Source organism: Mycobacteroides chelonae CCUG 47445, from assembly GCF_001632805.1.
In the GTDB taxonomy this organism is placed as follows: Bacteria; Actinomycetota; Actinomycetes; order Mycobacteriales; family Mycobacteriaceae; genus Mycobacterium; species Mycobacterium chelonae.
Genome location: NZ_CP007220.1, coordinates 2664381 through 2687572 on the forward strand (window position 1 = coordinate 2664381; position 23192 = coordinate 2687572).

At 64.2% G+C, this 23192-nt stretch carries 18 protein-coding genes; 8 read left to right on the plus strand and 10 right to left on the minus strand.

What is annotated here, in order from left to right; all coding sequences use genetic code 11:
* Nucleotides 1-13: 13 nt before the first annotated feature.
* Entirely contained in the window at nucleotides 14-2194 is a 2181-nt protein-coding gene (locus BB28_RS13125) for an acyltransferase family protein (protein WP_046253806.1), read from the plus strand.
* Between the two features lie 39 nt (nucleotides 2195-2233).
* Nucleotides 2234-4375, plus strand: a complete 2142-nt coding sequence (glgX, locus tag BB28_RS13130; protein WP_046253807.1) for a glycogen debranching protein GlgX — start codon at nucleotides 2234-2236, stop codon at nucleotides 4373-4375.
* Nucleotides 4376-4381: 6 nt separating this feature from the next.
* Here the strand turns inward: glgX and ilvA are convergent, their stop codons facing one another.
* On the minus strand, nucleotides 4382-5641 hold the full coding sequence (gene ilvA, locus BB28_RS13135; RefSeq protein ID WP_046253808.1) for a threonine ammonia-lyase IlvA: 1260 nt from the start codon (nucleotides 5639-5641) through the stop codon (nucleotides 4382-4384).
* Entirely contained in the window at nucleotides 5638-6075 is a 438-nt protein-coding gene (locus BB28_RS13140; RefSeq protein ID WP_046253809.1) for a nitroreductase family deazaflavin-dependent oxidoreductase, read from the minus strand. Before BB28_RS13140 ends, ilvA begins: the two co-directional genes overlap by 4 nt.
* Before the next feature lie 158 nt (nucleotides 6076-6233).
* On the opposite strand from BB28_RS13140, the gene BB28_RS13145 reads away from it, so the two are divergent.
* Genes BB28_RS13145 through BB28_RS13155 form a run of 3 tightly spaced genes read left to right on the plus strand, consistent with a single transcriptional unit; the run spans nucleotide 6234 to nucleotide 8047 of the window.
* Nucleotides 6234-6434, plus strand: coding sequence for a hypothetical protein (locus tag BB28_RS13145; RefSeq protein ID WP_046253810.1), 201 nt, complete (start codon nucleotides 6234-6236; stop codon nucleotides 6432-6434).
* Between the two features lie 33 nt (nucleotides 6435-6467).
* Nucleotides 6468-7226, plus strand: coding sequence for a hypothetical protein (locus BB28_RS13150; protein ID WP_046253811.1), 759 nt, complete (start codon nucleotides 6468-6470; stop codon nucleotides 7224-7226).
* A 5-nt stretch (nucleotides 7227-7231) separates the two neighbouring features.
* Nucleotides 7232-8047, plus strand: coding sequence for a DUF6498-containing protein (locus BB28_RS13155; protein ID WP_263854232.1), 816 nt, complete (start codon nucleotides 7232-7234; stop codon nucleotides 8045-8047).
* Nucleotides 8048-8054: 7 nt separating this feature from the next.
* On the opposite strand, the gene BB28_RS13160 is transcribed toward BB28_RS13155, so the two are convergent.
* A complete protein-coding gene (locus BB28_RS13160; protein WP_030093419.1) occupies nucleotides 8055-8471 on the minus strand; it encodes a DUF5313 domain-containing protein in 417 nt (138 codons plus the stop codon).
* Nucleotides 8472-8642: 171 nt separating this feature from the next.
* Between BB28_RS13160 and BB28_RS13165 the strand changes: the two genes are divergently transcribed.
* Nucleotides 8643-9020: an ArsR/SmtB family transcription factor gene (locus BB28_RS13165; protein WP_046253812.1), complete on the plus strand. Its 378-nt coding sequence runs from the start codon at nucleotides 8643-8645 to the stop codon at nucleotides 9018-9020.
* Here BB28_RS13165 and dnaE read toward each other — a convergent pair.
* The 4 genes from dnaE to lspA form a co-directional block, all read right to left on the minus strand.
* Entirely contained in the window at nucleotides 9017-12574 is a 3558-nt protein-coding gene (dnaE, locus tag BB28_RS13170) for a DNA polymerase III subunit alpha (RefSeq protein ID WP_046253813.1), read from the minus strand. The two genes, BB28_RS13165 and dnaE, sit on opposite strands and share 4 nt — an antisense overlap.
* A gap of 387 nt (nucleotides 12575-12961) precedes the next feature.
* Nucleotides 12962-13876 (minus strand): EamA family transporter RarD, encoded by a 915-nt coding sequence (gene rarD / locus BB28_RS13175; RefSeq protein ID WP_046253814.1) that lies wholly within the window; start codon nucleotides 13874-13876, stop codon nucleotides 12962-12964.
* Nucleotides 13873-14790, minus strand: a complete 918-nt coding sequence (locus tag BB28_RS13180; RefSeq protein ID WP_046253815.1) for an RluA family pseudouridine synthase — start codon at nucleotides 14788-14790, stop codon at nucleotides 13873-13875. The genes rarD and BB28_RS13180 overlap by 4 nt, the downstream gene beginning before the upstream one ends.
* Nucleotides 14787-15422 carry a signal peptidase II gene (gene lspA, locus BB28_RS13185; protein WP_046253816.1) on the minus strand — a complete coding sequence of 212 codons (636 nt, stop codon included), beginning with the start codon at nucleotides 15420-15422 and terminating at the stop codon, nucleotides 14787-14789. Before lspA ends, BB28_RS13180 begins: the two co-directional genes overlap by 4 nt.
* A 98-nt stretch (nucleotides 15423-15520) precedes the next feature.
* On the opposite strand from lspA, the gene BB28_RS13190 reads away from it, so the two are divergent.
* Nucleotides 15521-16438, plus strand: a complete 918-nt coding sequence (locus tag BB28_RS13190; protein ID WP_046255809.1) for an asparaginase — start codon at nucleotides 15521-15523, stop codon at nucleotides 16436-16438.
* Here BB28_RS13190 and BB28_RS13195 read toward each other — a convergent pair.
* Nucleotides 16403-17773, minus strand: coding sequence for a DNA polymerase IV (locus tag BB28_RS13195; RefSeq protein WP_075874254.1), 1371 nt, complete (start codon nucleotides 17771-17773; stop codon nucleotides 16403-16405). The two genes, BB28_RS13190 and BB28_RS13195, sit on opposite strands and share 36 nt — an antisense overlap.
* A gap of 147 nt (nucleotides 17774-17920) precedes the next feature.
* Here BB28_RS13195 and BB28_RS13200 point away from each other — a divergent pair, with 147 nt between their 5' ends.
* Nucleotides 17921-18490 carry a class I SAM-dependent methyltransferase gene (locus tag BB28_RS13200; protein WP_191985232.1) on the plus strand — a complete coding sequence of 190 codons (570 nt, stop codon included), beginning with the start codon at nucleotides 17921-17923 and terminating at the stop codon, nucleotides 18488-18490.
* A gap of 10 nt (nucleotides 18491-18500) precedes the next feature.
* Here the strand turns inward: BB28_RS13200 and ileS are convergent, their stop codons facing one another.
* A complete protein-coding gene (ileS, locus tag BB28_RS13205) occupies nucleotides 18501-21710 on the minus strand; it encodes an isoleucine--tRNA ligase (protein WP_046253819.1) in 3210 nt (1069 codons plus the stop codon).
* Nucleotides 21711-21929: 219 nt separating this feature from the next.
* Entirely contained in the window at nucleotides 21930-23186 is a 1257-nt protein-coding gene (locus BB28_RS13210) for an MFS transporter (RefSeq protein ID WP_046253820.1), read from the minus strand.
* Nucleotides 23187-23192: the final 6 nt, after the last annotated feature.

Genomic DNA, 23192 nt, shown 5'->3' on the forward strand with positions numbered 1-23192 from the left:
ATTGGGGGCGAAAATGTTCTTCGTCTCAGCAACCAAACCCGTGACCGATCCCGAGGTGCCTCCCACCGCGGCGATGGACGCCACCCCAAAGCCTAAGAGCAGCAAGGGGTTTTATCGGTACGACCTCGACGGATTGCGCGGAATCGCGATTTTTCTGGTCGCGGTGTTTCACGTGTGGTTCGGCAGGGTGTCGGGTGGAGTTGACGTCTTCTTAACCCTTTCGGGCTTTTTCTACGGCAGCAAGCTACTTCGCACAGCGACCACACAGGGAGCGTCGCTCAACCCGGTACCGGTGTTGAAGCGACTGGTCCGGCGCTTGCTCCCCGCGCTGGTTCTGGTGCTGGCGGCCTGTGCCGTACTCACCGTCTTAGTGCAACCCGAGACCCGGTGGGAGACGTTCGCCGAGCAGAGTCTGGCCAGCCTCGGGTACTACCAGAACTGGGAGCTGGCCAACACCGCCGCCGACTATCTGGCAGCCAGCGAGTCGGTCAGCCCACTCCAGCACCTCTGGTCGATGTCGGTTCAGGGCCAGTTCTACGTCGGTTTCCTGGCGTTGGTGTATCTGCTGGCGGTTCTGCTGCGCAAACCACTCGGCCGGCACATCCGCACTGTCCTGGTGGCCGTGATCGCAAGCCTGACCGCCGCATCGTTCGGCTACGCGATCTACGCCCATCTCGACTTCCAGTCGATTGCCTACTACAACACGTTCGCGCGGGCTTGGGAGTTGCTACTCGGAGTGCTGGTAGGGGCGTTGGTGGCGGGAACCCGCTGGCCGATGTGGCTTCGCCAGGTCCTGAGCATCGCGGCCTTGGCGACGATCCTGTCCTGCGGCGCGCTCATCAACGGCGTGCGGGAGTTCCCGGGTCCGCTGGCCCTCGTGCCCGTCATCGCCACACTCGTCCTCATCTTGTCGGCGGCGAATCTGCCCACCGACACCCCACAACCGGCGGCGAACCGGTTCCTGGCCACCAGACCCCTGGTCGAGCTGGGTTCACTGGCGTACTCCCTCTATCTGTGGCACTGGCCGCTGCTGGTCTACTGGCTGGTCTACAGCGGTCAGCCCAAGGTCTCCTTGTGGGAAGGTGCCGCCATCCTCGGGATATCCCTGGCGTTGGCCTACTTGACCAACAAATACGTCGAGACTCCCCTGCGGTACCCCCGGCCGGTCGCCAAGCCCTCCACGCTGTGGACCAGGCTGCGGCGCCCCACCTTGGCGCTCGGAACCTCGATCGTCTTGATGGCGGTCGCGCTGACCGCTACCTCGTTCACCTGGCTCGAACATGTCACGGTGCAGCGGTCCAATGGCAAGGAGCTCTCCGGCCTGCGTCCACGGGACTACCCGGGCGCCGGAGCCCTGCTCTACGGCGACCGCGTACCCGACCTACCGATGCGGCCCACCACCCTGGAGGCCTCTGACGACCTGCCCATCACCACCGAGCAGGACTGCATCAGCGACTTCCGCAATCGCGCGGTGATCACCTGTACCTACGGCAATCCGCACGCCACACGAACCATCGCGCTGGCCGGCGGATCACATGCCGAGCACTGGATCACCGCCCTCGACATCCTGGGGCGCCAACACAACTTCAAAATCACCACCTATCTGAAGATGGGTTGCCCGCTCAGCACCGAAGAGGTCCCTCGCATCGCCGGGTCCAACGACCCATACCCCGATTGCAAGAAATGGGTCGACGAGGTGATGGCGCGGTTGATCAAGGAACACCCCGACTACGTCTTCACCACAACCACCCGCCCTCGCTCCGCGTTCGGCACCGGCGATGTGATGCCCGATAGCTACCTGGGCATCTGGTCGGCGTTCGACGAGGCGGGAATTCCTGTTCTCGGAATGCGCGACACGCCCTGGCTGATCGACAAGGACGGCACCACCTACACCGCCGCCGACTGCATTTCGGCGGGTGGAAACTCCGATTCGTGCGCCATGGATCGCAACCGCGCGCTCGATGACGTGAATCCCACGTTCGCCATCGCGAACCAGTTCCCACTACTCAAGATCCTCGATATGACCAAGGCCGTGTGCCGCTCCGACAAGTGCCGTGTAGTTGAGGGAAACGTGTTGGTGTATCACGATTCTCACCACATCTCGGCAACCTACATGCGCACTATGGCCAAGGAGCTGGGGCGCCAGATCGCCCTCGCGACCGGTTGGTGGCGAACGACCCCGCCGGGCAAGTGAGGCGCGCGATCCCGGTGTAGACCGATAGGGTCTATCACTATGACCCTGCCACCACTTCAGGTATGGCCGGGTAACCCGTATCCGCTGGGCGCCACCTATGACGGAGCCGGCACCAACTTCTCGTTGTTCTCCGAGGTCGCCACGGCCGTCGAACTGTGCCTGATCGCCAAGGACGGCACAGAAACCCGAGTGCCACTCGATGAGGTCGACGGGTACGTGTGGCACTGCTATCTGCCAACCATCTCCCCCGGCCAGCGTTACGGATTCCGGGTACACGGGCCCTGGGAACCTGAGGCCGGGCACCGCTGCGACCCGAACAAGCTGCTGCTCGACCCGTATGGCAAGGCCTTTCACGGCGAGTTCGGCTATACCCCCGAGGCGGATCCGCCCCTGCTCTCCTACCAGACCGACCCACTGGATACCGAGACACTCGTCGCGCGCGACTCGCTCGGCCACACCATGACCTCTGTGGTCATCAACCCCTACTTCGACTGGGGTTCGGATCGTGGCCCACGCACTCCGTACCACGAGACGGTCATCTACGAGGCTCATGTCAAGGGCATGACGCAGACACATCCCGGAATACCCGAGGAGCTCCGGGGCACCTACGCCGGTCTGGCGCATCCAGTCGTCATCGAGCACCTGCGTTCTCTCGGAGTTACCGCCATTGAACTGATGCCCGTGCACCAGTTCTTCCATGACAGCCGGCTGATCACCCTTGGATTGCGAAACTACTGGGGGTACAACACCTTCGGTTTCTTGGCTCCGCATGCTGGGTACGCATCATCACCGCACGCAGGCGGCGCCGTCGCCGAATTCAAGGCAATGGTTCGCGCACTGCACGAGGCAGGTATCGAGGTCATCCTCGACGTCGTCTACAACCACACGGCCGAGGGCGATCACATCGGCCCGACCCTGAGTTTCCGCGGCATCGACAATCGCGCCTACTACAAACTCAACGACGACAACCTCGCGCGGTACACCGACTACACCGGGACGGGCAACAGTCTCAACGCTCGCCACCCACACACGTTGCAGCTCATCATGGACTCACTGCGCTACTGGGTCACCGAAATGCATGTCGACGGATTCCGGTTCGACCTGGCCTCGACCCTGGCCCGCGAGTTGCATGACGTCGATCGCCTGTCCGCCTTTTTCGACCTGGTGCAGCAAGACCCGATCGTCAGTCAGGTCAAACTGATCGCCGAACCCTGGGATATCGGCGAAGGCGGATACCAGGTGGGCAACTTCCCCGGCCTGTGGACCGAATGGAACGGCAAGTTCCGCGACACCGTCCGCGATTACTGGCGCGGAGAGCCCGCCACCCTCGGCGAATTCGCCTCCCGTCTCACCGGCTCCTCAGATCTCTACGAGGCGACCGGGCGCCGCCCCAGCGCAAGTATCAACTTCGTCACCGCACATGACGGCTTCACACTGCGAGACCTGGTCTCGTACAACGAGAAACACAACGAGGCCAACGGCGAGAACAATCAGGATGGCGAGACCTACAACCGCTCGTGGAACTGCGGCGTCGAAGGTCCCACCGACGATCCAGAGATTCTCGCGCTGCGTGCCCGTCAGATGCGCAATATCTTCGCGACTCTGGTGCTGAGCCAGGGCACACCGATGCTCTCGCACGGCGACGAGATCGGCCGCACCCAGCAGGGCAATAACAACGTGTACTGCCAGGATTCGACACTGTCCTGGATGGACTGGGAGCTGGCTCAGGCAAATTCCGACCTGCTGCAATTCGCCAGATCGGTGATCGCACTGCGTAAACAGCACCCGGTGTTCCGCCGCCGCCGCTTCTTCGCCGGACGACCGATCCGCGAGGGCGAGGAAGTCCGCGACATCGCGTGGCTGACACCCGCGGGCGAGGAAATGACCACCGCCGACTGGGACAGCGGTTTCGGCAAGAGTCTGGCCGTCTTTCTCAACGGCGATGCGATCCCCGAACCCAATGCACGCGGCGAACGTGTGTCCGGCGACTCATTCCTGCTGTGTTTCAACGCCTATGACGAACCGCTGGATTTCGTGACACCCGACGGCGACTACGCGACGCAGTGGACAGCCGTCCTCGACACTGCCGAACCCGACGGACAATGCTCGGCGATAGTCGACGCGGGCAAGGCCGTGCGCGTACAGGACCGCGCCCTGGTCGTGCTGCGCAAGAGCGGATAGTCGACGCTACGTCAGGTAGCGGAATGCCGCCGAATCCGGTTCCAGCCGTTCGATATCGAGGTCCGACGCGTACATGCGGTCCAGCAGGCCCGCGAGATCCTCGGCATTGCTGAGCTCGATGCCCACCAGGGCGGCACCCATCTCGCGGTTGTTCCGCTTGACGTACTCGAACAGCGTGATGTCATCGTTGGGCCCGAGTATGTCGCCCAGGAATCGGCGCAACGCACCCGGCTCCTGCGGGAAGTCGACCAGGAAGTAGTGCTTGAGCCCCAGGTGCACCAATGAGCGCTCCAGGATCTCGCCGTACCGCGACACATCGTTGTTACCACCGGAAATCAGGCAGACAACCGTCTCACCCGGGGCCAGATCCAGTTCTGACAGCGCGGCGACCGACAGGGCGCCGGCGGGCTCGGCGATGATGCCCTCGTTCTGGTACAGCTCGAGCATGGCCGTGCAGGCGGCACCCTCGTCGACGGTCATCAACGTCAATGTCTCTCCGGCAGCGGCCAGCAGCCGGTACGGAACCGCGCCGGCCACCTGCACCGCACAGCCGTCGACGAACGGATCGACATGATCGAGTGGGACCGGCCCACCCGCCCGCATCGCGGCCGCCATGCACGCGGCACCGGCCGGCTCGACACCGACGACCCGTACCCGAGGAGCCCGTTCCCGCAGGTAGGTGGTAATCCCGGAGATACACCCGCCGCCACCGACCGGGACCACCACAACGTCCGGCCGGACCTCGAGCTGGTCAAGGATCTCGGCGGCAATGGTGCCCTGCCCGGCGATAGTCCGTGGATCGTCGAACGCCGGGACCAGGGTGGCTCCGGTGCGTTCGGCGTCTGCCTTGGCCGCCGCGGCCGCCTCGTCGTAGCCGTGCCCGACGGCGATGAGCTCAACGAACCCGTTGCCGTGATAGATGATCCGTTGCCGCTTCTGCTTCGGAGTCTTGCTGGGGATGTACACGCGCCCGTGTACACCCATCGAGTTGCAGGCCAACGCGAACCCCTGGGCGTGGTTTCCAGCGCTGGAGCACACGACGCCGGCAGCCTTCTCCTCGTCGCTGAGCTGCATCAGGAGGTTGAACGCACCACGCAGTTTGTACGAGCGAACCGATTGCAGATCTTCACGTTTGAGATAGACGTTGGCCCCGGTGAGTGCCGAGAGACGATCGGCGTGCTGGACGGGAGTCGGGTGCACCACCTCGTCGATGCGCTTGGCCGCCGCATCGATATCGCTGGCGGTGACGGCCTGAGCCGTGCTCAAGAGACAGGTGTCAGCACGAAAACCGGGATCTGACGGTCGGTCTTGGTTTGGTATTCCGCGTACGGCGGGTAGGCCTCGACGGCGCGATCCCACCACTGTGCCTTCTCGTCGCCGACCACCTCGCGCGCCTGGTAGTCCCTAGTGGTGCTGCCGTCCTGCAGCTCGACCAGCGGGTTCTCTTTGACGTTGTAGTACCAGACGGGGTTCTTGGGTGCACCGCCGAGCGAGGCCACGATGGCGTACTCGCCGTTGTGCTCGACCCGCATCAGGGCGATCTTGCGCAGCTTGCCGGACTTCGCGCCCAGTGTGGTCAGCAGGATCACCGGCATGTCCGCGATGGTGATGCCGTCGGTGGTCCCACTCTCGATAATCTTGGCCACCTGCTTCTGCGACCAATCGAGTCCACTGGGTTCGTATTCACCGGTTAATGGCATGCCGACAACTGTATCGCCCCAGGCGTGGGGGAATCACGCCGATAATGCCGATCGCCCGGGAGCCCTGCCCGCGTAGGACACCCCCCGACTTTAGTTCTAGAGCCCACGATGGGAGTGTTCGGTTGACCGAACTTCCCGATTAGGCATATCCTTCATTCATGACGACGTTCGAGCGCGCAGCACATGGAGTGCGGCCGGTGGACGTCGCCGCCGTGCCCGCCTACAAGCTGCTGGCATTGGGAGTCGGCGCGGCGGTATTCGTGGTGGCGCTCTTGCTGGTGGCATCGCTGTCGACCGCGGTGCTCTCGGCCGCCGCGGTGGCCAGCATGGTCTGGCTCGCCGGCTCGTTCATTCACTGAGCAGAACCACCCAACGGGGTGTAATACATCCCCATGTCTTCACCGAGCCAATCGTCCGCCGGACATCCCGATGAGCACCGCATAGAGCGGCTGGCCCACGAGGTGACCGATGACGTACTGGCCGCCGAGAAACATCTGCCTTCCTGGTTACGTCCCGGCGCTCCGGAAAGCCGAATACCGGTTCTTGTCGCCCTCATCGCGGCGATCGGCCTTCAGCTAGCCATCCCCGCACAGTTCAATCTGACGCCACGCTGGCCGCTCCCCGCCCTTGAGTCCGCGCTCCTGGTCGTCCTGGTGATCCTGAACCCGATAAAGTTCACGCGTTCAACAACTCTCGGGCGTTGGGCGACGTATGTGCTGATCGCTGCCATCACCGCCGACAACACCATCTCGGCGGCGCTGCTGGATTACAAGATCGTCACCGGGCAGATGGGTGACAATCCGCGGGTACTCCTGGGCAGTGGCCTGGCCATCTTCATCACCAACATCATCGTGTTCGGCATGTGGTACTGGGAGTTCGACCGCGGCGGACCGTTCGCGCGCCACACCACCGAACGGCCGCACCCGGATTTCATGTTTCCGCAGATGGCCAATCCCGAACTCGCTCCGCCAGATTGGCGCCCGAAGTTCCCTGACTACCTCTACGTGAGCTTCACCAACGTCGTCGCGTTCTCCCCCACCGACACCATGCCCTTGTCGCGCTGGGCGAAGATGCTGATGACCTTGCAGTCGATGGTCGCACTGTCCACAGTGGCGCTGGTACTGGCCCGCGCCGTGAACATTCTGGGCTAGCGGTGATCCCGCAGGGCTCGACCACGACATCGGAGGTCCCCGGGACTCTCAACCGGATTCTGCACCTGGCCACGATGCTCGCGGTCAACGCGATTCCCCTCACCGGCTGGTTCGTGGGCGGGTGGACCGCCGGCACGACGCTGGCGGTCTACTGGTTCGAGACCGTGGTGGCGTCCCTGTTCGTCGCACTCCGGGCACTTCTTCACAAGCGGTGGAGTCCGCGCCACGGGCACTTCCGGTACGAGGCACCCGGGCCGGATCAGAGCTACTCGCGAACTTCCTTCATCAAGGGATTCCTCTTCACGACTCTCATCTTTTCGGCGGCGCACGGGTTCTTCCTGGCCGTCATCGTGTTGCTCCTCACCCACAACGGCAAGGCCGCACTGATCGGCATCGATTGGCACACTGTCGCGTTCGGATGCCTGCAGGTTCTTATCGCGCTGGCCGTCGACTTTCTGATCGATCTGCCATCACTGCGCCGCTGGTCTTTCTGGCAGCTGGAGGTGATGGCAAGCCGTGGCTTCATGCGCGTTGCCGTCGTGCACCTCACCTTGATTTTCGGGATGTTCGCGGTCGCGGTTACCGACGCGCCCTCGGCGCTGTTCGGCGTGTTCGTCGTCCTGAAGACCATGTATTCGCTCAGTGTCACGTTCCCGCAATGGGAGCCGGCCACCCCGCCGCGCTGGCTCAGCCGGGCGATGAACCGGATTCCCAGCGCACGGCCGGGACTGACCTTCGAGCAGCAATGGGCCAAGGACCGGAACGCAGAGGCGGCGCGGCGGAAGAAGAACGAAGAGCCCTGGACAGGGACGCGGCGTTGAGTGCTTCTCAGATGGGGTCGCTGCTGGAGTAGGTGTCGGTCGACTCCGGGCGCGCGCCGTAGCGCTGGGCGTATGTCTGGTGCTTGCGCGCATGCTTTTCGCGGTTACCGATATCGGCGAGTTTCGGGTCCAGATCGTGCTGGGCCAACCGGTAGCGGCGCCAGATCTTGTTGAGAGCGTGGGTCATCAGGATCGCCCAGACGTAGATGGGCAGGGTGATCGCTACATGCAAGAGCAGTCCACCCGGCAGAAGCCAGAACGGCGCCAGGATGAAATGCGGCGGGATCACGTACCGGATCATGTGCCGCCGCACCGCACCGGGGCCGGACAGATCGTTGGTCACCCAGTCCCGCATCGAGTCGGGCAAGCGCTTTCCGTAGGCGTAGGTGATGTACTGCCCTGCGGTGGGCCGATCCGTTGTCATACACACTCCTGGCGTCTTATGCGGCTCTCGCCGGAGTGAGCAGCAGACAGCCCTGCTGAGTACAGGTAAGGCCCCGGCGAGAGCCGTCAGGAACTATAGACGGGCCCCTGTCCTGCAGTGTTGCCGGGTTGCTAATCTTTGCAAGTTGTTGTGTGGTGAGGTGGACTGGATATGGATGCGCGTCAACCGCTGTACCGAATGAAGGCGGACTTCTTCAAGACATTGGGCCATCCGGTGCGGATTCGGGTGCTGGAGCTGCTCAGCGAGCGCGATCAAGCGGTGTCCGAAATGCTGCCCGAAGTGGGTATCGAGGCGGCCAACCTGTCGCAGCAGCTGGCCGTGCTACGGCGTGCCGGCCTGGTGACCGCCCGCCGCGAAGGACTGTCCGTGCTGTACACACTGACCTCACCGCGCGTAGCCGAGTTACTGGCGACCGCACGCAAAATCTTGACCGGTGTAGTGGCCGATCAAGCCGAATGGCTCGACTCCGCCGATCCCGTCGTGCCCGAGCTCGCCGATGCCACAGCGACCCGACACGCGCAGGCTTAGCCGCCCAGGCAGCCGGGCCCGAGTAGCGCCTTGAGGTCACCCATCAGAGCCGATGAGGGCGTGACCCGAAGCGACTGATCGAGTTCGAGAGTGGTGACACGCTCTCCGCTGATCAACCGCAGATGGACCTGGTTGGTCCCGGGATGCCGCGCCAGCACCTGCTTGAGTGCGGTCACCTTGTCGATGGTGCACTGTCGCGTCGGCAGCGTGACCGCAACCGGACGATCATCGGAAGCCTGCGAGAAGTCGGGCACCACAAGGTCATTGGCAATCAGTGAAATCCGGTCATCGCGGATCGCCACCTTCGCGTTCACCAGAACGACCGCGTCATCGGCGATCTCGGCACCGTACACCGAATAGGCCTGCGGGAAGAAGAGCACCTCGATGCCACCGGTTAGGTCCTCGAGTTGCGCGGAAGCCCAGGGCATTCCGTTCTTGTTGACCCGACGGTTGACCGAGGCGAGGATTCCGCCCACGCGCACCTGAGTGTCGTTGGCGATGTCGCCTTCGAGGATCGTGGGAATCTGGGTGTCGGTCTGGCGGCCCAGCAGGTGCGCCACCCCGTTGAGCGGGTGCCCGGATACATAAAGCCCCAGCATCTCTCGCTCGAGCGCGAGCTTATGCTTCTCTTCCCATTCCTCGTCGGGCACCTTGATGGCGAACACGCTGGATGCGTCGGCGTCGTCATCGCCGGCACCGCCGAAGAGGTCGAACTGCCCCATGGCTTCGGCTTTCTTGGTGCCCAACACCGAGTCGACGGCATCGGACTGGACGAGAAAAAGCCCCTTGCGGGAATGCCCCAGCGAGTCAAAGGCTCCGGCCTTCACCAGCGATTCCGTGACCTTCTTATTGCAGGCCGCGATGTCGATCTTGTGCAGATAGTCCGAGAAATCGGTGAAGGCGCCCTTCGATTCCCGGGTCGCGATCAGGGACTGCACCACATTGGCGCCGACATTTCGAACGCCACCGAGCCCGTATCGGATGTCCTCCCCCACCGAGGCGAAGTTGTGGACCGACTCGTTGACGTCCGGCGGCAACACCGTGATGCCCAGACGACGGCAATCGGCGAGGTAGACGGCCGCCTTGTCCTTGTCGTCACCCACGGAGGTAAGCAGCCCGGCCATGTACTCGCCGGGGTAGTTGGCCTTGAGGTAGGCGGTCCAGAACGACACCAATCCGTAGCCGGCGGCGTGCGACTTGTTGAACGCGTATCCGGCGAACGGAAGAATGGTGTCCCACAGTGCCTTGACGGCCTTCTCGGAGAAGCCGTTGTTGGTCATCCCCTCGTAGAAGCCCTTGTACTCGGCCTCCAGGACTTCAAGCTTCTTCTTGCCCATGGCCTTACGGAGCGCGTCGGCCTTACCCATGGAGTACGAGGCGACCTTCTGGGCGATGAACATGATCTGCTCTTGGTAGACGATCAGACCGTAGGTCTCCGAGAGGATGTCCTTGAGCGGCTCCTCCAGCTCGGGGTGAATCGGCTTGATGGGCTGGCGACCGTTCTTGCGGTCGGCGTAGTCGTTGTGGGCGTTCATGCCCATCGGGCCGGGGCGGTACAGCGCCAGCACGGCGACGATGTCGTTGAATCCGGTGGGCTGCATACGACGCAGCAGATCCCGCATGGGCCCGCCGTCGAGCTGGAACACGCCGAGAGTGTCACCGCGGGAGAGCAATTCGTACGTGGCCGGATCTTCCAGCGGCAGATGATCCAGGTCCAGATCGATGCCCCTGTTGGCCTTGATGTTGTCCAGCGCATCACCGATGACGGTCAGGTTGCGCAACCCCAGAAAGTCCATCTTCAGCAGGCCGATGGCCTCACACGAAGGATAGTCCCAGCCGGTGATGATGGCGCCGTCCTGCGCGCGCCGCCACAGCGGAATGGCGTCGGTGAGTGGCTCCGAGCTCATGATGACGGCACAGGCGTGCACACCGGCGTTGCGGATCAGGCCTTCCAGACCGCGGGCGGTCTGATAGATGGTCCGCACATCGGGATCGGTGTCGATCAGGGTGCGAACCTCGGCGGCCTCTTTGTACCGCTCGTGTTCGGGGTCGGTGATACCCGAAAGCGGAATGTCCTTGGCCATGATGGGCGGTGGCAGCGCCTTGGTGATCCGGTCGGCGATGGCGAATCCGGGCTGGCCGTAGTGGATACGCGCGGAGTCCTTCAGCGCCGCCTTGGTCTTAATGGTGCCGAAGGTGATGACCTGCGCGACCCGGTCGCTGCCCCACTTGTCCGTGGCGTACCGAACCATCTCACCGCGGCGACGGTCGTCGAAGTCGATATCGATATCGGGTGCCGACGGTCGTTCCGGATTCAGGAAGCGCTCGAACAGCAGCCCGTGTGGGATGGGGTCGATGTTGGTGATCCCAAGCGCGTAGGCGACGAGCGATCCGGCCGCCGATCCACGGCCCGGGCCCACCCTGATTCCGACTTCCTTGGCATGGGTGACCAAGTCCCCGACGACCAGGAAGTATGCGGGGAAACCCTTCTGCTTGATGACGTCCAGCTCGTAGTGCGCACGGGTGAAGTACTCCTCGGGTACCCCGCCGGGGACGCCGTCGAAGCGACGCTCCAGTCCACGGTCCACCTCCTTGCGCAGCCAGGAGTCCTGGTCTTCACCCTCGGGCACCGGGAACACCGGCATGCGGTCCTTGAAGCTCCAGACGTCTTCGTACGACTGCACCCGCTCGGCGATGAGCAGGGTGTTGTCACACGCGCCGGGCACGGCGTCATCCCAGAGGTCGCGCATCTCGGACGCCGGCTTCAGGAAGTAGCCATCACCGTCGAACTTGAAGCGCGTGGGGTCCGACATGGTCTTGCCGGTCTGCACACACAGCAGTGCTTCGTGGTTGTGCGAGTGGTCCTTGGTGACGTAGTGGCAGTCGTTGGTGGCCAGCGGAGGTATGCCGAGCTTCTTGCCCAACTCCAGCAGTCCCTCGCGCACCCGGCGTTCGATGGACAGCCCGTGGTCCATCAGCTCCAGGAAGAAGTTCTCCTTGCCGAAGATCTGCTGCCATTTGGCGGCGGCTTCGAGTGCCTCGGCCTCCTGACCGAGACGGAGCCGGGTCTGCACTTCACCGGAAGGACATCCGGTGGTGGCGATGATGCCGCTGGCGTGCTCGGCAATGAGCTCGGCGTCCATGCGCGCCCATTTACCCAGCTGGCCCTCGAATGAGGCCAGTGAGGACAACTTGAACAGGTTGCGCAGTCCTGTCGCGTTCTCGGCGACCATCGTCATGTGGGTGTAGGAACCCGAACCGGACACGTCATCGGACTTCTGCCCCGGATCGCCCCAGAAGACACGCTTGGTGTCGAACCGAGAGGCCGGCGCGATGTAGGCCTCGATGCCGATGATGGGCTTGACCCCGGTCGCGCTGGCGACGTTGTAAAACTCGCTGGCGCCGTACATGTTGCCGTGGTCGGTCATGCCGACCGCCGTCATGCCGAGGCGCTCAACCTCGGCAAGCATCGGCTTGATCTTCGCCGCACCATCGAGCATCGAGTACTCGGTGTGGTTGTGCAGGTGCACGAACGAAGAATTCGAGGAGCTCACACGTGCCTTTCGTACCGACCCACGATGGGGGCGTCAATCGCTAGAGGGGTCAGTTTATGGCGAGGGTCTGACAGTCCCGGGCGTGTCGGGGGTGTGTCGCCCCGCTCATCCAGCTACCCGAATCACAGCGGTCACAAAAGCCCCGTCAGCAACGATCAGGGCCCGTTTTCCCGACGAATCCTCGCACGGGTGGCGGCTGCCATTGCAGCACCCGATCCATCTGCCGTAGGGACATACCCCGGGTGGCCCGCAGCGCCGCGTCGCGCAACGGCGTCAACCACGGGTTCGAGACGAGTCCCAGCGCACCCAGTCGGCGGGAATCGCGTGCGATCCGCTGTGTCCGGCGTCGGCGCAACGCAATGGCGCGGCGGCGGCGATGACTGTGTGTCAGGTCGTGGCGGGCCGCACCCGGCGCGCACTGAGCACCGCGTCGACCGTGAAGACGACCAGCGCCGCCCAGATCAGCGCAAAGCCGGCCCACCGCTCCGGGGGCATCGCCTCATGCTTGACCAGCACACCCCAGAGCATCTGCAGCGATGGTGTCAGGTACTGCAGCAACCCAAGGGTAACCAGTGGAATGCGTTGTGCCGCAATTCCGAACATCAGCAGCGGCAGCGCTGTCACCACACCGCTGAACACGATCAGCGCGGTGTGACCGTGGGTATAGCCAAGGAAGTGCTGCTGCCCGGCGAGACCGAGAAACGCCACATAGGCCAGCGCGAACGGTGCCGCGACGATTCCCTCGGCCGTCAGGCTCACCCGCGGATCGACAGTCACCGTCTTCTTGATGGCTCCGTACCCGGCGAACGAGACGGCCAGGACCAAGGTGATGACCGGCAGCTGCCCGTAGTTGATCGTGAGCACGATGACTGCCGTGACTGCCAGTACCAGGGCCAGCAACTGCCATCGGCTGAGCGGCTCCCGGAAGATCAGCACACCCAACAACACCGTCACCAACGGGTTGACGAAGTATCCGAGCGCGGCGTCCAGGACATGCCCCGAGTTGACGGCATAGATGTAGACACCCCAGTTGAGGGCGATGAGAGCCGAGGCACCCGCGAGGAGGAACCAGTTGCGCGGCCCCATCGCGATGAGATCGCGCAATCGCCCGGAAACGGCGACGACGATCACCATCAGCAGCAGCGTCCAGATCATCCGGTGCGCCAGGATCTCCAGCGCACTGGCCGGCTTCAGCAGAGGGAAGAACGCGGGAAACAATCCCCACATGAAATAGGCGGCCGCACCGAACAGGTATCCGGACTTCAGACGATTCTCTTCGGGAGCGGCGACGATCCCACTCATCGCAGGACGTCGAGCGCGTGCGCCAGATCGTCCGGATACTCGCTGGTGATTTCCATCCAGCGACCATCGCCCGGATGTGTGAAGGCCAGCGACTTGGCGTGCAGCCATTGCCGTTCCAGCCCGAGCTTGGCAGCCAGCGTCGGATCCGCGCCATAGGTCAGATCACCGCAGCAGGGATGTTTGATGGCCGAGAAATGCACCCGGATCTGGTGGGTGCGACCGGTTTCCAGATGTATGTCCAACAGGCTGGCCGCCACGAACGCCTCAAGGGTGTCGTAGTGGGTGATCGAATGACGCCCGTCCTCGACCACGGCGAACTTCCAGTCGTGTCCCCGGTGCCGCCCGATGGGGGCATCGATGGTGCCGCTGGACGGGTCCGGATGTCCTTGTACGAGAGCGTGATAGCGCTTCTCGACGCGCCGGTACTTGAAGGCGCGTTTGAGCTCGGTGTAAGCCTTCTCCGACAACGCGACAACCATGACGCCCGAGGTTCCGACGTCCAGGCGGTGCACGATTCCCTTGCGTTCGGGCACACCGGACGTAGTCATCCGGAACCCGGCGGCGGCGAGCCCGCCGAGCACGGTGGGACCGCTCCAGCCGACAGAGGCATGGGCCGCGACGCCCGCTGGTTTGTCGACGGCGACCAGATCGTCATCGGCGTAGAGAATCTTCATGCCCTCGATGGCCTCGACCCGATTCTCCGGCGGGGCCTTGGGTTCGGGGAGGGTGACCTCTAGCCAGGTGCCCGCGGTGAGTTTCTCGGACTTGGTGACCGCAACCCCATCGAGAAGCACCGCGCCCTCTTCGGCGAGAGTTGCCGCGGCCGTGCGCGACAGCCCGAGCAGGCGTGCCAGCCCGGCGTCGACCCGCATGCCGGACAGACCGTCGGGCACCGGCAGGGAACGCGAGGTCATGTCGGCTTGATCTGGGAAGCCTGCGCGTCGGCGTCGTCCGGCGTCGTCTCGTCGTCTGTGCTCGATGCTCCTCGCGTCGAGCGCTCGTCCGTGGTCGATGCTCCTCGCGTCGAGCGCTCGTCGGAGTCGTAGTCGTAGCCGAACAGTGACAGCGCCACCAGCAGGATCGCCCCACCTACCACCGCCGGATCGGCCACATTGAAGACCGGCCACCACCCCACCGAGAGGAAGTCGACCACGTGACCGCGCAGCGGTCCCGGTCCCCGAAAGAACCTGTCGACGAGATTGCCCAGCGCGCCGCCGAGGATCATGCCCAAACCGATCGCCCACCACGTGGAGACCAACCGGCGTCCGATGAGCAGGATTCCCACCACGACCGACATGGCGATGAGGGTCAGCACCCAGGTGTATCCGGTGGCAAAGGAGAACGCGGCGCCCGAGTTACGCACCAGCGTCCAGCTGACGGTGTCGCCGATGATGGGCACTGGCTTGCCAGGCTGCAGCAGTCTGACGGCCAGAACCTTGCTGACGACATCCACCGCGAGCACCACCGCCGCCACGATGAGCAGCAGTTTTATCCGCCGCTTGGGCTTCGGGGCGGTCTGGGGCTCGTCACTCACGCCACCCATCATCCCTTACTCGGTGAGGCGCTTTGCGCAGCGTGTCTGCGATGATCGCCGCTGTGCCCGATGCTCTTCGCCCCAAAGGCTCATCACCGACCCTTGTGCTGCTGACCACCGGCGGAACCATCGCGACCGAGGTCGGCAGTGACGGCATCGCCCGGCACCGCAGTTCGGGCGATGACCTACTCGCGGCATCAGGGTACGGCGAGGTCATGGTCGACGATCTGATGACGATCGACAGTTCGGAAATGACGCCGCAGCGCTGGCAGCAGATCGCCGCGTCCATCCGCGCCCATGTCGCCGGCGGCGCCTCCGGAGTCGTCATCGCGCACGGCACGGACACCTTGGAGGAGACGGCACTCTGGCTCGCGTTGACCTGCGCGGTTCAGGTGCCCGTCGTGCTGACCGGGGCGCAGCGCAGTGGCGACCACCCCGAATCCGACGGTCCGGGAAACCTTCGCGATGCGCTGACAGTGGCCGCAAGTGGAGAGGCTCTGGGTGTGGTGGTGTGCTTCGCCGGGCAGGTGTATGCGGCGCCGGGCCTGCGCAAGATCGATCTGGCCAATCCCGCCGGATTCGCCGGTACCACCACTGTCGGGCATGTGCGCGACGGCGTGTTCGTTCGCAGCGGCGATGCCCTCGCACCATTCCTCGGCACCGTGACCCGCGCCGCGTTACCCCGCGTCGACATCGTGAGCCTTTATCCGGGCGCCGACGCAGTGGCGCTCGACTCCTACGTGCGTGCCGGCGCCCAGGGACTGGTGCTCGAATCGATGGGCGCGGGCAATGCCAATGATGCTGTCATCGAGACGGTTTCGCGTCTCGTCGAGAACGGGATACGGGTGCTGGTGACCACCCGGGTGCCGGGCGGGGAGCTGGCGGCTGGATATGCGCCGGGCCAGAGATTGATCGATGCCGGCGCGGTGGTGGTGCCCCGGCTACGTTCCGCACAGGCGCGCGTGCTGTTGATTGCGGCACTGGCCACCGGATCAGATCTCCGCGCCGTCGTCGACCGGCTCGGCTGAGTCCTCCGGCCAGTCCAGACTGGCCACCGGGTCGGCACGGGTGACATCCCGGTCATCGACGCCGAAGGTCCGCGCGACGCCGGGCCCGCTGCCGCGTGTCTCGAATCTCACGGTCATGACCCCGTGCCCAGTGCCCTGGATCCAACCATGCCCAAACTCGGGATGGCTGACGTCGTCACCGACGCCCCAGCTCGCCGCGCTTGGTTCCGCCGCGGCGACAGCTGATGCGGACTCGTCGGTTTCGGCAATCGATTCGGTCTGGTCCAGGTCGGGAAACAGCGAGGCCTGCTGAGTGTCGGAAAATCCCGAGAATCCCACGCCAACAAGGCGAATGGGACCGATCTCAACAGGGTCGAGTAGCAGCCGGCGCGCGGCCGACATCAGTACCGCCCGTTCAGTCGTGGCGTAGGGCAGAGTCGCCGATCTGGTCAGGATGCTCATGTCTGAGCGGCGAAGTTTGACGGTGACGGTACGCACACCGCGACCATGCTTGATCAGTCGCCGATGGGCGTGGGCGCCGATGGGTTCGATGGCCTCGCGCAATTGATCGAGAGTCGTCAGATCGTCGGCGAAGGTGGATTCGGCGCTGATCTGTTTGGTTTCGGCACGTTCGGCGACCGGACGCTCATCGATCCCCCGGGCGAGTTGGTGCAGCGCGGGGCCGATGGTTCCGCCCAGCACCGAGGCCACTTCACCGGTCTGCAGCGCCGCGAACTGGCCAATAGTGTTGATTCCCAGGCGGTTCAGCCGCTCTTCGGCAACGGGTCCGATTCCCCACAATTTACGCACCGGCAGATCGTCGAGCAGTGAGCGTTCCTCCGCCGGAGCGATGATCCGCACCCCGTCGGGTTTGGCCAATCCCGATGCGATCTTGGCGAGCTGCTTCCCGGACCCCGCCCCGACCGATGCGGTGAGCCCGGTCTCGGCGAGCACCCGGGAACGAAGTTCGTCGATGTACTGGCCTACCGTTTCGGTGGTGGCCCCGGCTAGTTCCGCGGGCTCTCCGAAAGCCTCGTCGAAGGAGAGCTGTTCCAGCACCGGAATCATCGATCGCACCGTCGCGAATACCCGTCGGCTCGCGACTCCGTATACCGCCCCGCGAGGCGGCAGAACAACGGCGGAGATGCCCACGAGGCGCCGCGCCTGGTGCATGGGCATGGCCGAGCGGGCACCGAAAACCCGGGCCTCATAGCTCGCACCGGCCACCACGCCCCGACCTCCCGTGCCGCCGACGAGAACCGGTCGCTTACGCAGGGTTGGCCGGGTCAGCTGCTCGACCGAGGCGAAGAAGGCGTCCATGTCGAGGTGCAGAACCCATCGACCGGCAGCACACACGCGATCATCGTATTGCGCAGGTCGGACGTGTCCTGTCCGGCGATCCCGCCGCGCTGAGCACCACGGTTGCCATCCGATGGCCGAACTCCGATAAGAAATGGCTGAATCACGCTACTCGGACAGCCGGAGCGTCCCTAGCCTGATGTCATGGCAATGAATTTGGTGCACCGGTGGTGTTGTAGCTCGGAGATGTGGGCACGTAAAACCGAGTCACAGCTCCTGCCGTGGGCGCTTCAGGACGTTGAGCTTGGCGCGGACACCTTGGAGATCGGCCCCGGTTATGGCGCGAATCTGCGAGTGCTGACCAAGCGCACCCCGCAGCTGACCGCCGTCGAGATCGACGACACCATGGCCTCGCGGCTGCAGCGTCTCTATAGCGATCAGGCGACCGTGATCCAGGGTGACGGCACCAGGCTCGGTTTCGACGACGACCGCTTCAGCTCCGTGGTGTGCTTCACCATGCTGCACCATGTTCCGACGGCTGATCTGCAGGACCAGCTGTTCGCGCAGGCGCACAGGGTGCTGGCCCCCGGCGGTGTTTTCGCCGGCAGCGACGGAGTGCATTCCACGTTCTTCCGGCTGCTGCACATCGGTGACACCTATAACCCGGTGCCGACGACATCGCTGCCGGGTCGCTTGCGGGCGGCGGGTTTCACCGATATCGAGCATCACCTCGACGGCGGCAATCAGCGCTGGCGCGCGGTGAAGGCCGCCTAGAACCAACGCGCTAGCGCGCCGTCTTCTTCAAGGACACCCGGACCCCGTCACCGAGATCGGTGGCGGGCGTCCGCATATTCTGGCCGGCTTCGCCGATTTCCAGTGTCGTGGCCAGGATTTCACCGGCGATCAGGTCGCGGTGACGTTCGGCCCAGGCACCGCGCTCGGCGGGGACCTCGAGGGTGACCTCGATACGGTCGGATACCTCCAGACCCGACGACTTACGAAGGTCCTGAAGCTCTCGGATGAGATCGCGCGCCCAACCCTCGGCCTCCAGCTCCTCGGTGACGGTGTCATCGAGGATGACCAATCCCCCGCCCTCGGGCAGGGCCGCCGTGGAATCGGGCTCCGCGGCGACCAGCCGTGAGTCGAACTCGCCCTCCTGCAGGGTGATTCCGGCCGCGACGACGGTTCCGTCAGCCTGCTGCGCCCAATCGCCGGCCTTGACCGCACGGATGACGGTTTGCACCTCTTTACCCAGCCGCGGGCCCGCGGCGCGCGCGTTGACGGTCAACTCGAACTTGCCGTAGCCGGCGATATCGTCGGTGAGTTCCACCGATTTCACGTTGAGCTCATCGGCGATCAGTGCCCGGTAGGGCTCCAAACGCTCGGGGTTCGGCACCGCGACAGTCAGTTTCAGCAGCGGCAGGCGCACCCGCAGCTTCTTGGCCTTACGCAGTGAAGACCCCGTCGAAGCCACCTTTCGCACCTCGTCCATCGCCGCGACGAGGTCGGGATCGGCGGGCAGTGCCGATTCGGGCACCCAATCGGTCAGGTGCACGGAACGCTCTCCGGTCAAACCCTTCCAGATCACCTCGGTGGTCAGCGGCAACAGCGGTGCGGCCAGACGACAGGTCGCCTCCAGGACGGTGTGCAGGGTGTCGATCGCATCCGAATCTTCGTCCCAGAACCGCGAACGTGACCGTCGGACATACCAATTCGTCAGTGCGTCGGTGAACTGCCGCAGCTGCTCACACGCCCCGGAGACATCGCAGGTATCCATGGCCGCGGTGAGGTCGTCACGCAGCTGCGCCAGTTTGGCCAGGATGTACCTGTCCAGTACCTGCGTCGAATCGGTGCGCCATGTGCCCGGCTTGGGCGCGTACAGCTGCAGGAAGCTCCACGCGTTCCACAGCGGTAAGAGCACCTGCCGCACACCCTCGCGGATACCCTGCTCGGTGACGATCAGGTTGCCGCCCCGCAAGATCGGCGACGCCATCAGGAACCACCGCATCGCGTCGGATCCGTCGCGGTCGAAGACCTCGTTGACATCGGGATAGTTGCGCAGCGACTTACTCATCTTCTGGCCATCGTTGCCCAGCACGATGCCATGCGACACACAGGTTCTGAACGCGGGCCGATCGAAGATCGCGGTCGCCAGCACATGCATGACGTAAAACCAGCCGCGCGTCTGGCCGATGTATTCGACAATGAAGTCGGCCGGGAAGTGATTGTCGAACCACTCGGCGTTCTCGAACGGATAGTGCACCTGCGCGTACGGCATCGAGCCCGAGTCGAACCAGACATCGAAGATGTCCGGGATGCGGCGCATGGTGGACTTGCCGGTCGGGTCGTCCGGGTTGGGGCGGGTCAGCTCGTCGATGTACGGCCGATGCAGATTCGTCGGACGAACCCCGAAGTCGCGCTCCAGCTCGTCGAGACTTCCGTACACATCGATGCGCGGATACGCCGGGTCATCCGACTTCCACACCGGAATGGGGCTGCCCCAGTATCGATTCCGGGAAACAGACCAGTCGCGCGCGCCCTCCAGCCACTTGCCGAACTGGCCGTGTTTGACGTGTTCGGGGTACCAGGTGATCTGTTCGTTGAGCTCCACCATTCGATCGCGGAACTCGGTCACCTTGATGAACCACGACGACACCGCGCGATAGATCAACGGGTTTCGGCAGCGCCAGCAGTGCGGGTACGAGTGGTCGTAGGTCTCGTGACGCAGCAGGACGGCGTCATTGACACCCGCGGAACCGGTGCCGTTCTTGAGGTCCTTGATGATCTGTGCGTTGGCATCGAACACCTGCTGGCCCTGGTAATCGGGCACGGTGGCGTCGAATCGGCCCTTTGAGTCGACCGGGGTGACGGGGGTAATCCCGGCCTTGTCGGTCACGTTCTTGTCTTCTTCACCGTAGGCGGGGGCCATATGCACGATGCCGGTGCCGTCGTCGGTGGTGACGTAATCAGCCGAAAGCACCGTGAAGGCATTCGGTGACGCATCCTGCTGGAAGTACGGGAACGGCGGAAGGTACCGCAGGCCCAGCAGTTCGGCCCCGGTGTACGTGTCCAGCACGGTCGGCTCTTCACCCAGCTCGCGCGCATAGCCTCCGATTCGCGCCTGCGCCAACAGGTAACGCTCCTCTGATCCCTCGGGCTTCACTATCGCATAGGTCACCTCTGGGTTGACCGCGACGGCCAGGTTCGAGGGCAGGGTCCAGGGGGTGGTGGTCCAGATCAGCAGGCGTGCACCGTCGAGCACTGCCCACTGGCTGTCCGCGTTGCCCGCGATCCGGTACCCCACCGTGACCGCGGGATCTTGGCGACTCTGGTAGACGTCGTCGTCCATACGAAGCTCATGGTTGGACAACGGTGTCTCGTCACGCCAGCAGTACGGCAGTACCCGGTATCCCTCGTACGCCAGTCCCTTGTCCCACAATTGCTTGAACGCCCAGATGACCGACTCCATAAACGTCGGATCGAGCGTCTTGTAGTCGTTGTCGAAGTCCACCCAGCGTGCCTGCCGGGTGACGTAGTCCTGCCACTCCTTGGTGTAGCGCAGCACCGATTCGCGGCAGGCGTCGTTGAACTCGGCGATACCCATATCGTCGATCTGCGATTTGTCGGTGATACCGAGCTGGCGTTCTGCTTCCAGTTCGGCAGGCAAACCGTGTGTATCCCAACCAAATCGGCGGTACACCTGATGTCCGCGCATAGTCTGATAACGCGGCACGATGTCCTTGACGTACCCGGTGAGCAGATGTCCGTAGTGAGGCAGCCCGTTGGCGAACGGCGGACCGTCGTAGAAGACGTATTCCGGCGAGCCGTCCCGATTGGCGATGCTGGCGCGGAACGTGTCGTCCGTGTCCCAGTAGCGCAGCACCTGCTCTTCCAGCGCAGGAAGATTCGGTGATCCGCTGCGTTGATCGGCGCCGAGATCGGTGCGCGGGTACGCGTCCGTTGATGAGCCGCTCGCGCGAAGACCATCAGGCATAGTCGGTACATCTCCCTGTGCTCGCCGGCACGGGGACGATGGGACGCCGTCGGCGTACCTCCGCGGTACCACCCCGCTTGCCCCTACTTGCCTGGGGCCTCTCACGCAGGCTGTGACGGGCCTACCCGTCCGGCTCTACTCGGTGATCCGTGCTGGGCACGGAGCCTTTCTTCCGGAGACTCCCCGGTGATGGCCGGATCGATGTCTGTGTCGGCAATTCTATTCGGGTGCGTTGATATGGCCAAACCGGTTTCGGAGCATCATCACGGCGGCCAGGACCAGGGCAATCGCCAGGAGGGCGCCCACGAAGAGCACCGTCAGTGCCCACCCTCCGGCCTGGTATGCCAATCCGCCCGCCGCTCCTGCCACCGAGCTGCCCAGGTAGTAAGTGAAAAGGTACAGCGCGGATGCCTCGGCGCGGTCACGCTGCGCGACGGCGCCAACCCAGCCGCTCGCGACGGTATGCGCGGCGAAGAATCCGGCGGTGAACACCCCCACGCCGATGATCACCGTGACGAGCGAGTCCGGGATGGTCAGCGCGAGCCCCACCGCCGTGATGGTCACCGCGGAGATCAGCACCAGGCCCCGCCCGCGTCGGTCCGCCAGCCGTCCAGCCATCGCCGAGGACACCGTTCCCGCCAGGTACAGCAGAAACAGCAGGCCGGCAATGGCCGTGGGTAAACCGAACGGCGGGGCGACCAGGCGATATCCCAGGTAGTTGTACACGGTCACGAACCCGCCCATGAGCACAAATGCCAACCCGAACATGATGAGCAGGACCGGGTTTCGCAGGTGCGCACCTAGGACCCGCAATGTGGTGCCGACTCTCACCCGCTTGGGGGCAAAGAACTGGGACTTCGGCAGCAGCGCCGCGAACAACACCGTGCATACCAAAGTCATTGCACCACTGCCGAGTAGGGCGATCCGCCAATTGCTCACATCGAGAACCGATGAGGCTACGAGCCGTCCGGAAAGTCCGCCGACCGTCGTGCCGGCAATGTATCTGCCCATCGCCGAACCCAGTGAGCCCGGATGCACTTCTTCGGCGAGGAACGCCATCGCGACAGCCGGAATCCCCGCCAGTGCTGCACCTTCGGCGGCGCGGCCGATCAACAGCACCGCGAAGGTGGGACTGGCCGGGAGCAGTAGCCCGATGATCGTCGTCGCGATTGCAGAGACCAGCATCACCCTGGTGCGCCCGTACCGCTCCGAGAGCGCGCTGGCCGGAATGATCGACAGCGCGAGCATTCCGGTGGTCACCGAGACCGTCAATGCGGCGGCGGCGGGACTGACTCCGAAATCTGCAGAGAGCGCCGGGAGTACCGCCTGCGTGCCGTAGAGAGCGGCGAAGGTCGCAAGCCCGGCGGCGAAGAGCGCGCCCGTTAGGCGCCGATATCCGGCGGTGCCCGTCTCGTGGGGTACGGGATCGGTGGCGCTGATCGCCGGGGTGCGCTCGGTACTTGGAGCCATCGCCATGACAGG

Bases quoted from the DNA above. Each gene is read 5' to 3' on its own strand.
- BB28_RS13125 (WP_046253806.1), top strand. From the start codon at position 14: ATGTTCTTCGTCTCAGCAACCAAACCCGTGACCGATCCCGAGGTGCCT.
- glgX (WP_046253807.1), top strand. From the start codon at position 2,234: ATGACCCTGCCACCACTTCAGGTATGGCCGGGTAACCCGTATCCGCTG.
- BB28_RS13140 (WP_046253809.1), bottom strand. From the start codon at position 6,075: ATGCCATTAACCGGTGAATACGAACCCAGTGGACTCGATTGGTCGCAG.
- BB28_RS13145 (WP_046253810.1), top strand. From the start codon at position 6,234: ATGACGACGTTCGAGCGCGCAGCACATGGAGTGCGGCCGGTGGACGTC.
- BB28_RS13150 (WP_046253811.1), top strand. From the start codon at position 6,468: ATGTCTTCACCGAGCCAATCGTCCGCCGGACATCCCGATGAGCACCGC.
- BB28_RS13160 (WP_030093419.1), bottom strand. From the start codon at position 8,471: ATGACAACGGATCGGCCCACCGCAGGGCAGTACATCACCTACGCCTAC.
- BB28_RS13165 (WP_046253812.1), top strand. From the start codon at position 8,643: ATGGATGCGCGTCAACCGCTGTACCGAATGAAGGCGGACTTCTTCAAG.
- rarD (WP_046253814.1), bottom strand. From the start codon at position 13,876: ATGAGTGGGATCGTCGCCGCTCCCGAAGAGAATCGTCTGAAGTCCGGA.
- BB28_RS13180 (WP_046253815.1), bottom strand. From the start codon at position 14,790: ATGACCTCGCGTTCCCTGCCGGTGCCCGACGGTCTGTCCGGCATGCGG.
- lspA (WP_046253816.1), bottom strand. From the start codon at position 15,422: ATGATGGGTGGCGTGAGTGACGAGCCCCAGACCGCCCCGAAGCCCAAG.
- BB28_RS13200 (WP_191985232.1), top strand. From the start codon at position 17,921: ATGGCAATGAATTTGGTGCACCGGTGGTGTTGTAGCTCGGAGATGTGG.
- ileS (WP_046253819.1), bottom strand. From the start codon at position 21,710: ATGCCTGATGGTCTTCGCGCGAGCGGCTCATCAACGGACGCGTACCCG.
- BB28_RS13210 (WP_046253820.1), bottom strand. From the start codon at position 23,186: ATGGCGATGGCTCCAAGTACCGAGCGCACCCCGGCGATCAGCGCCACC.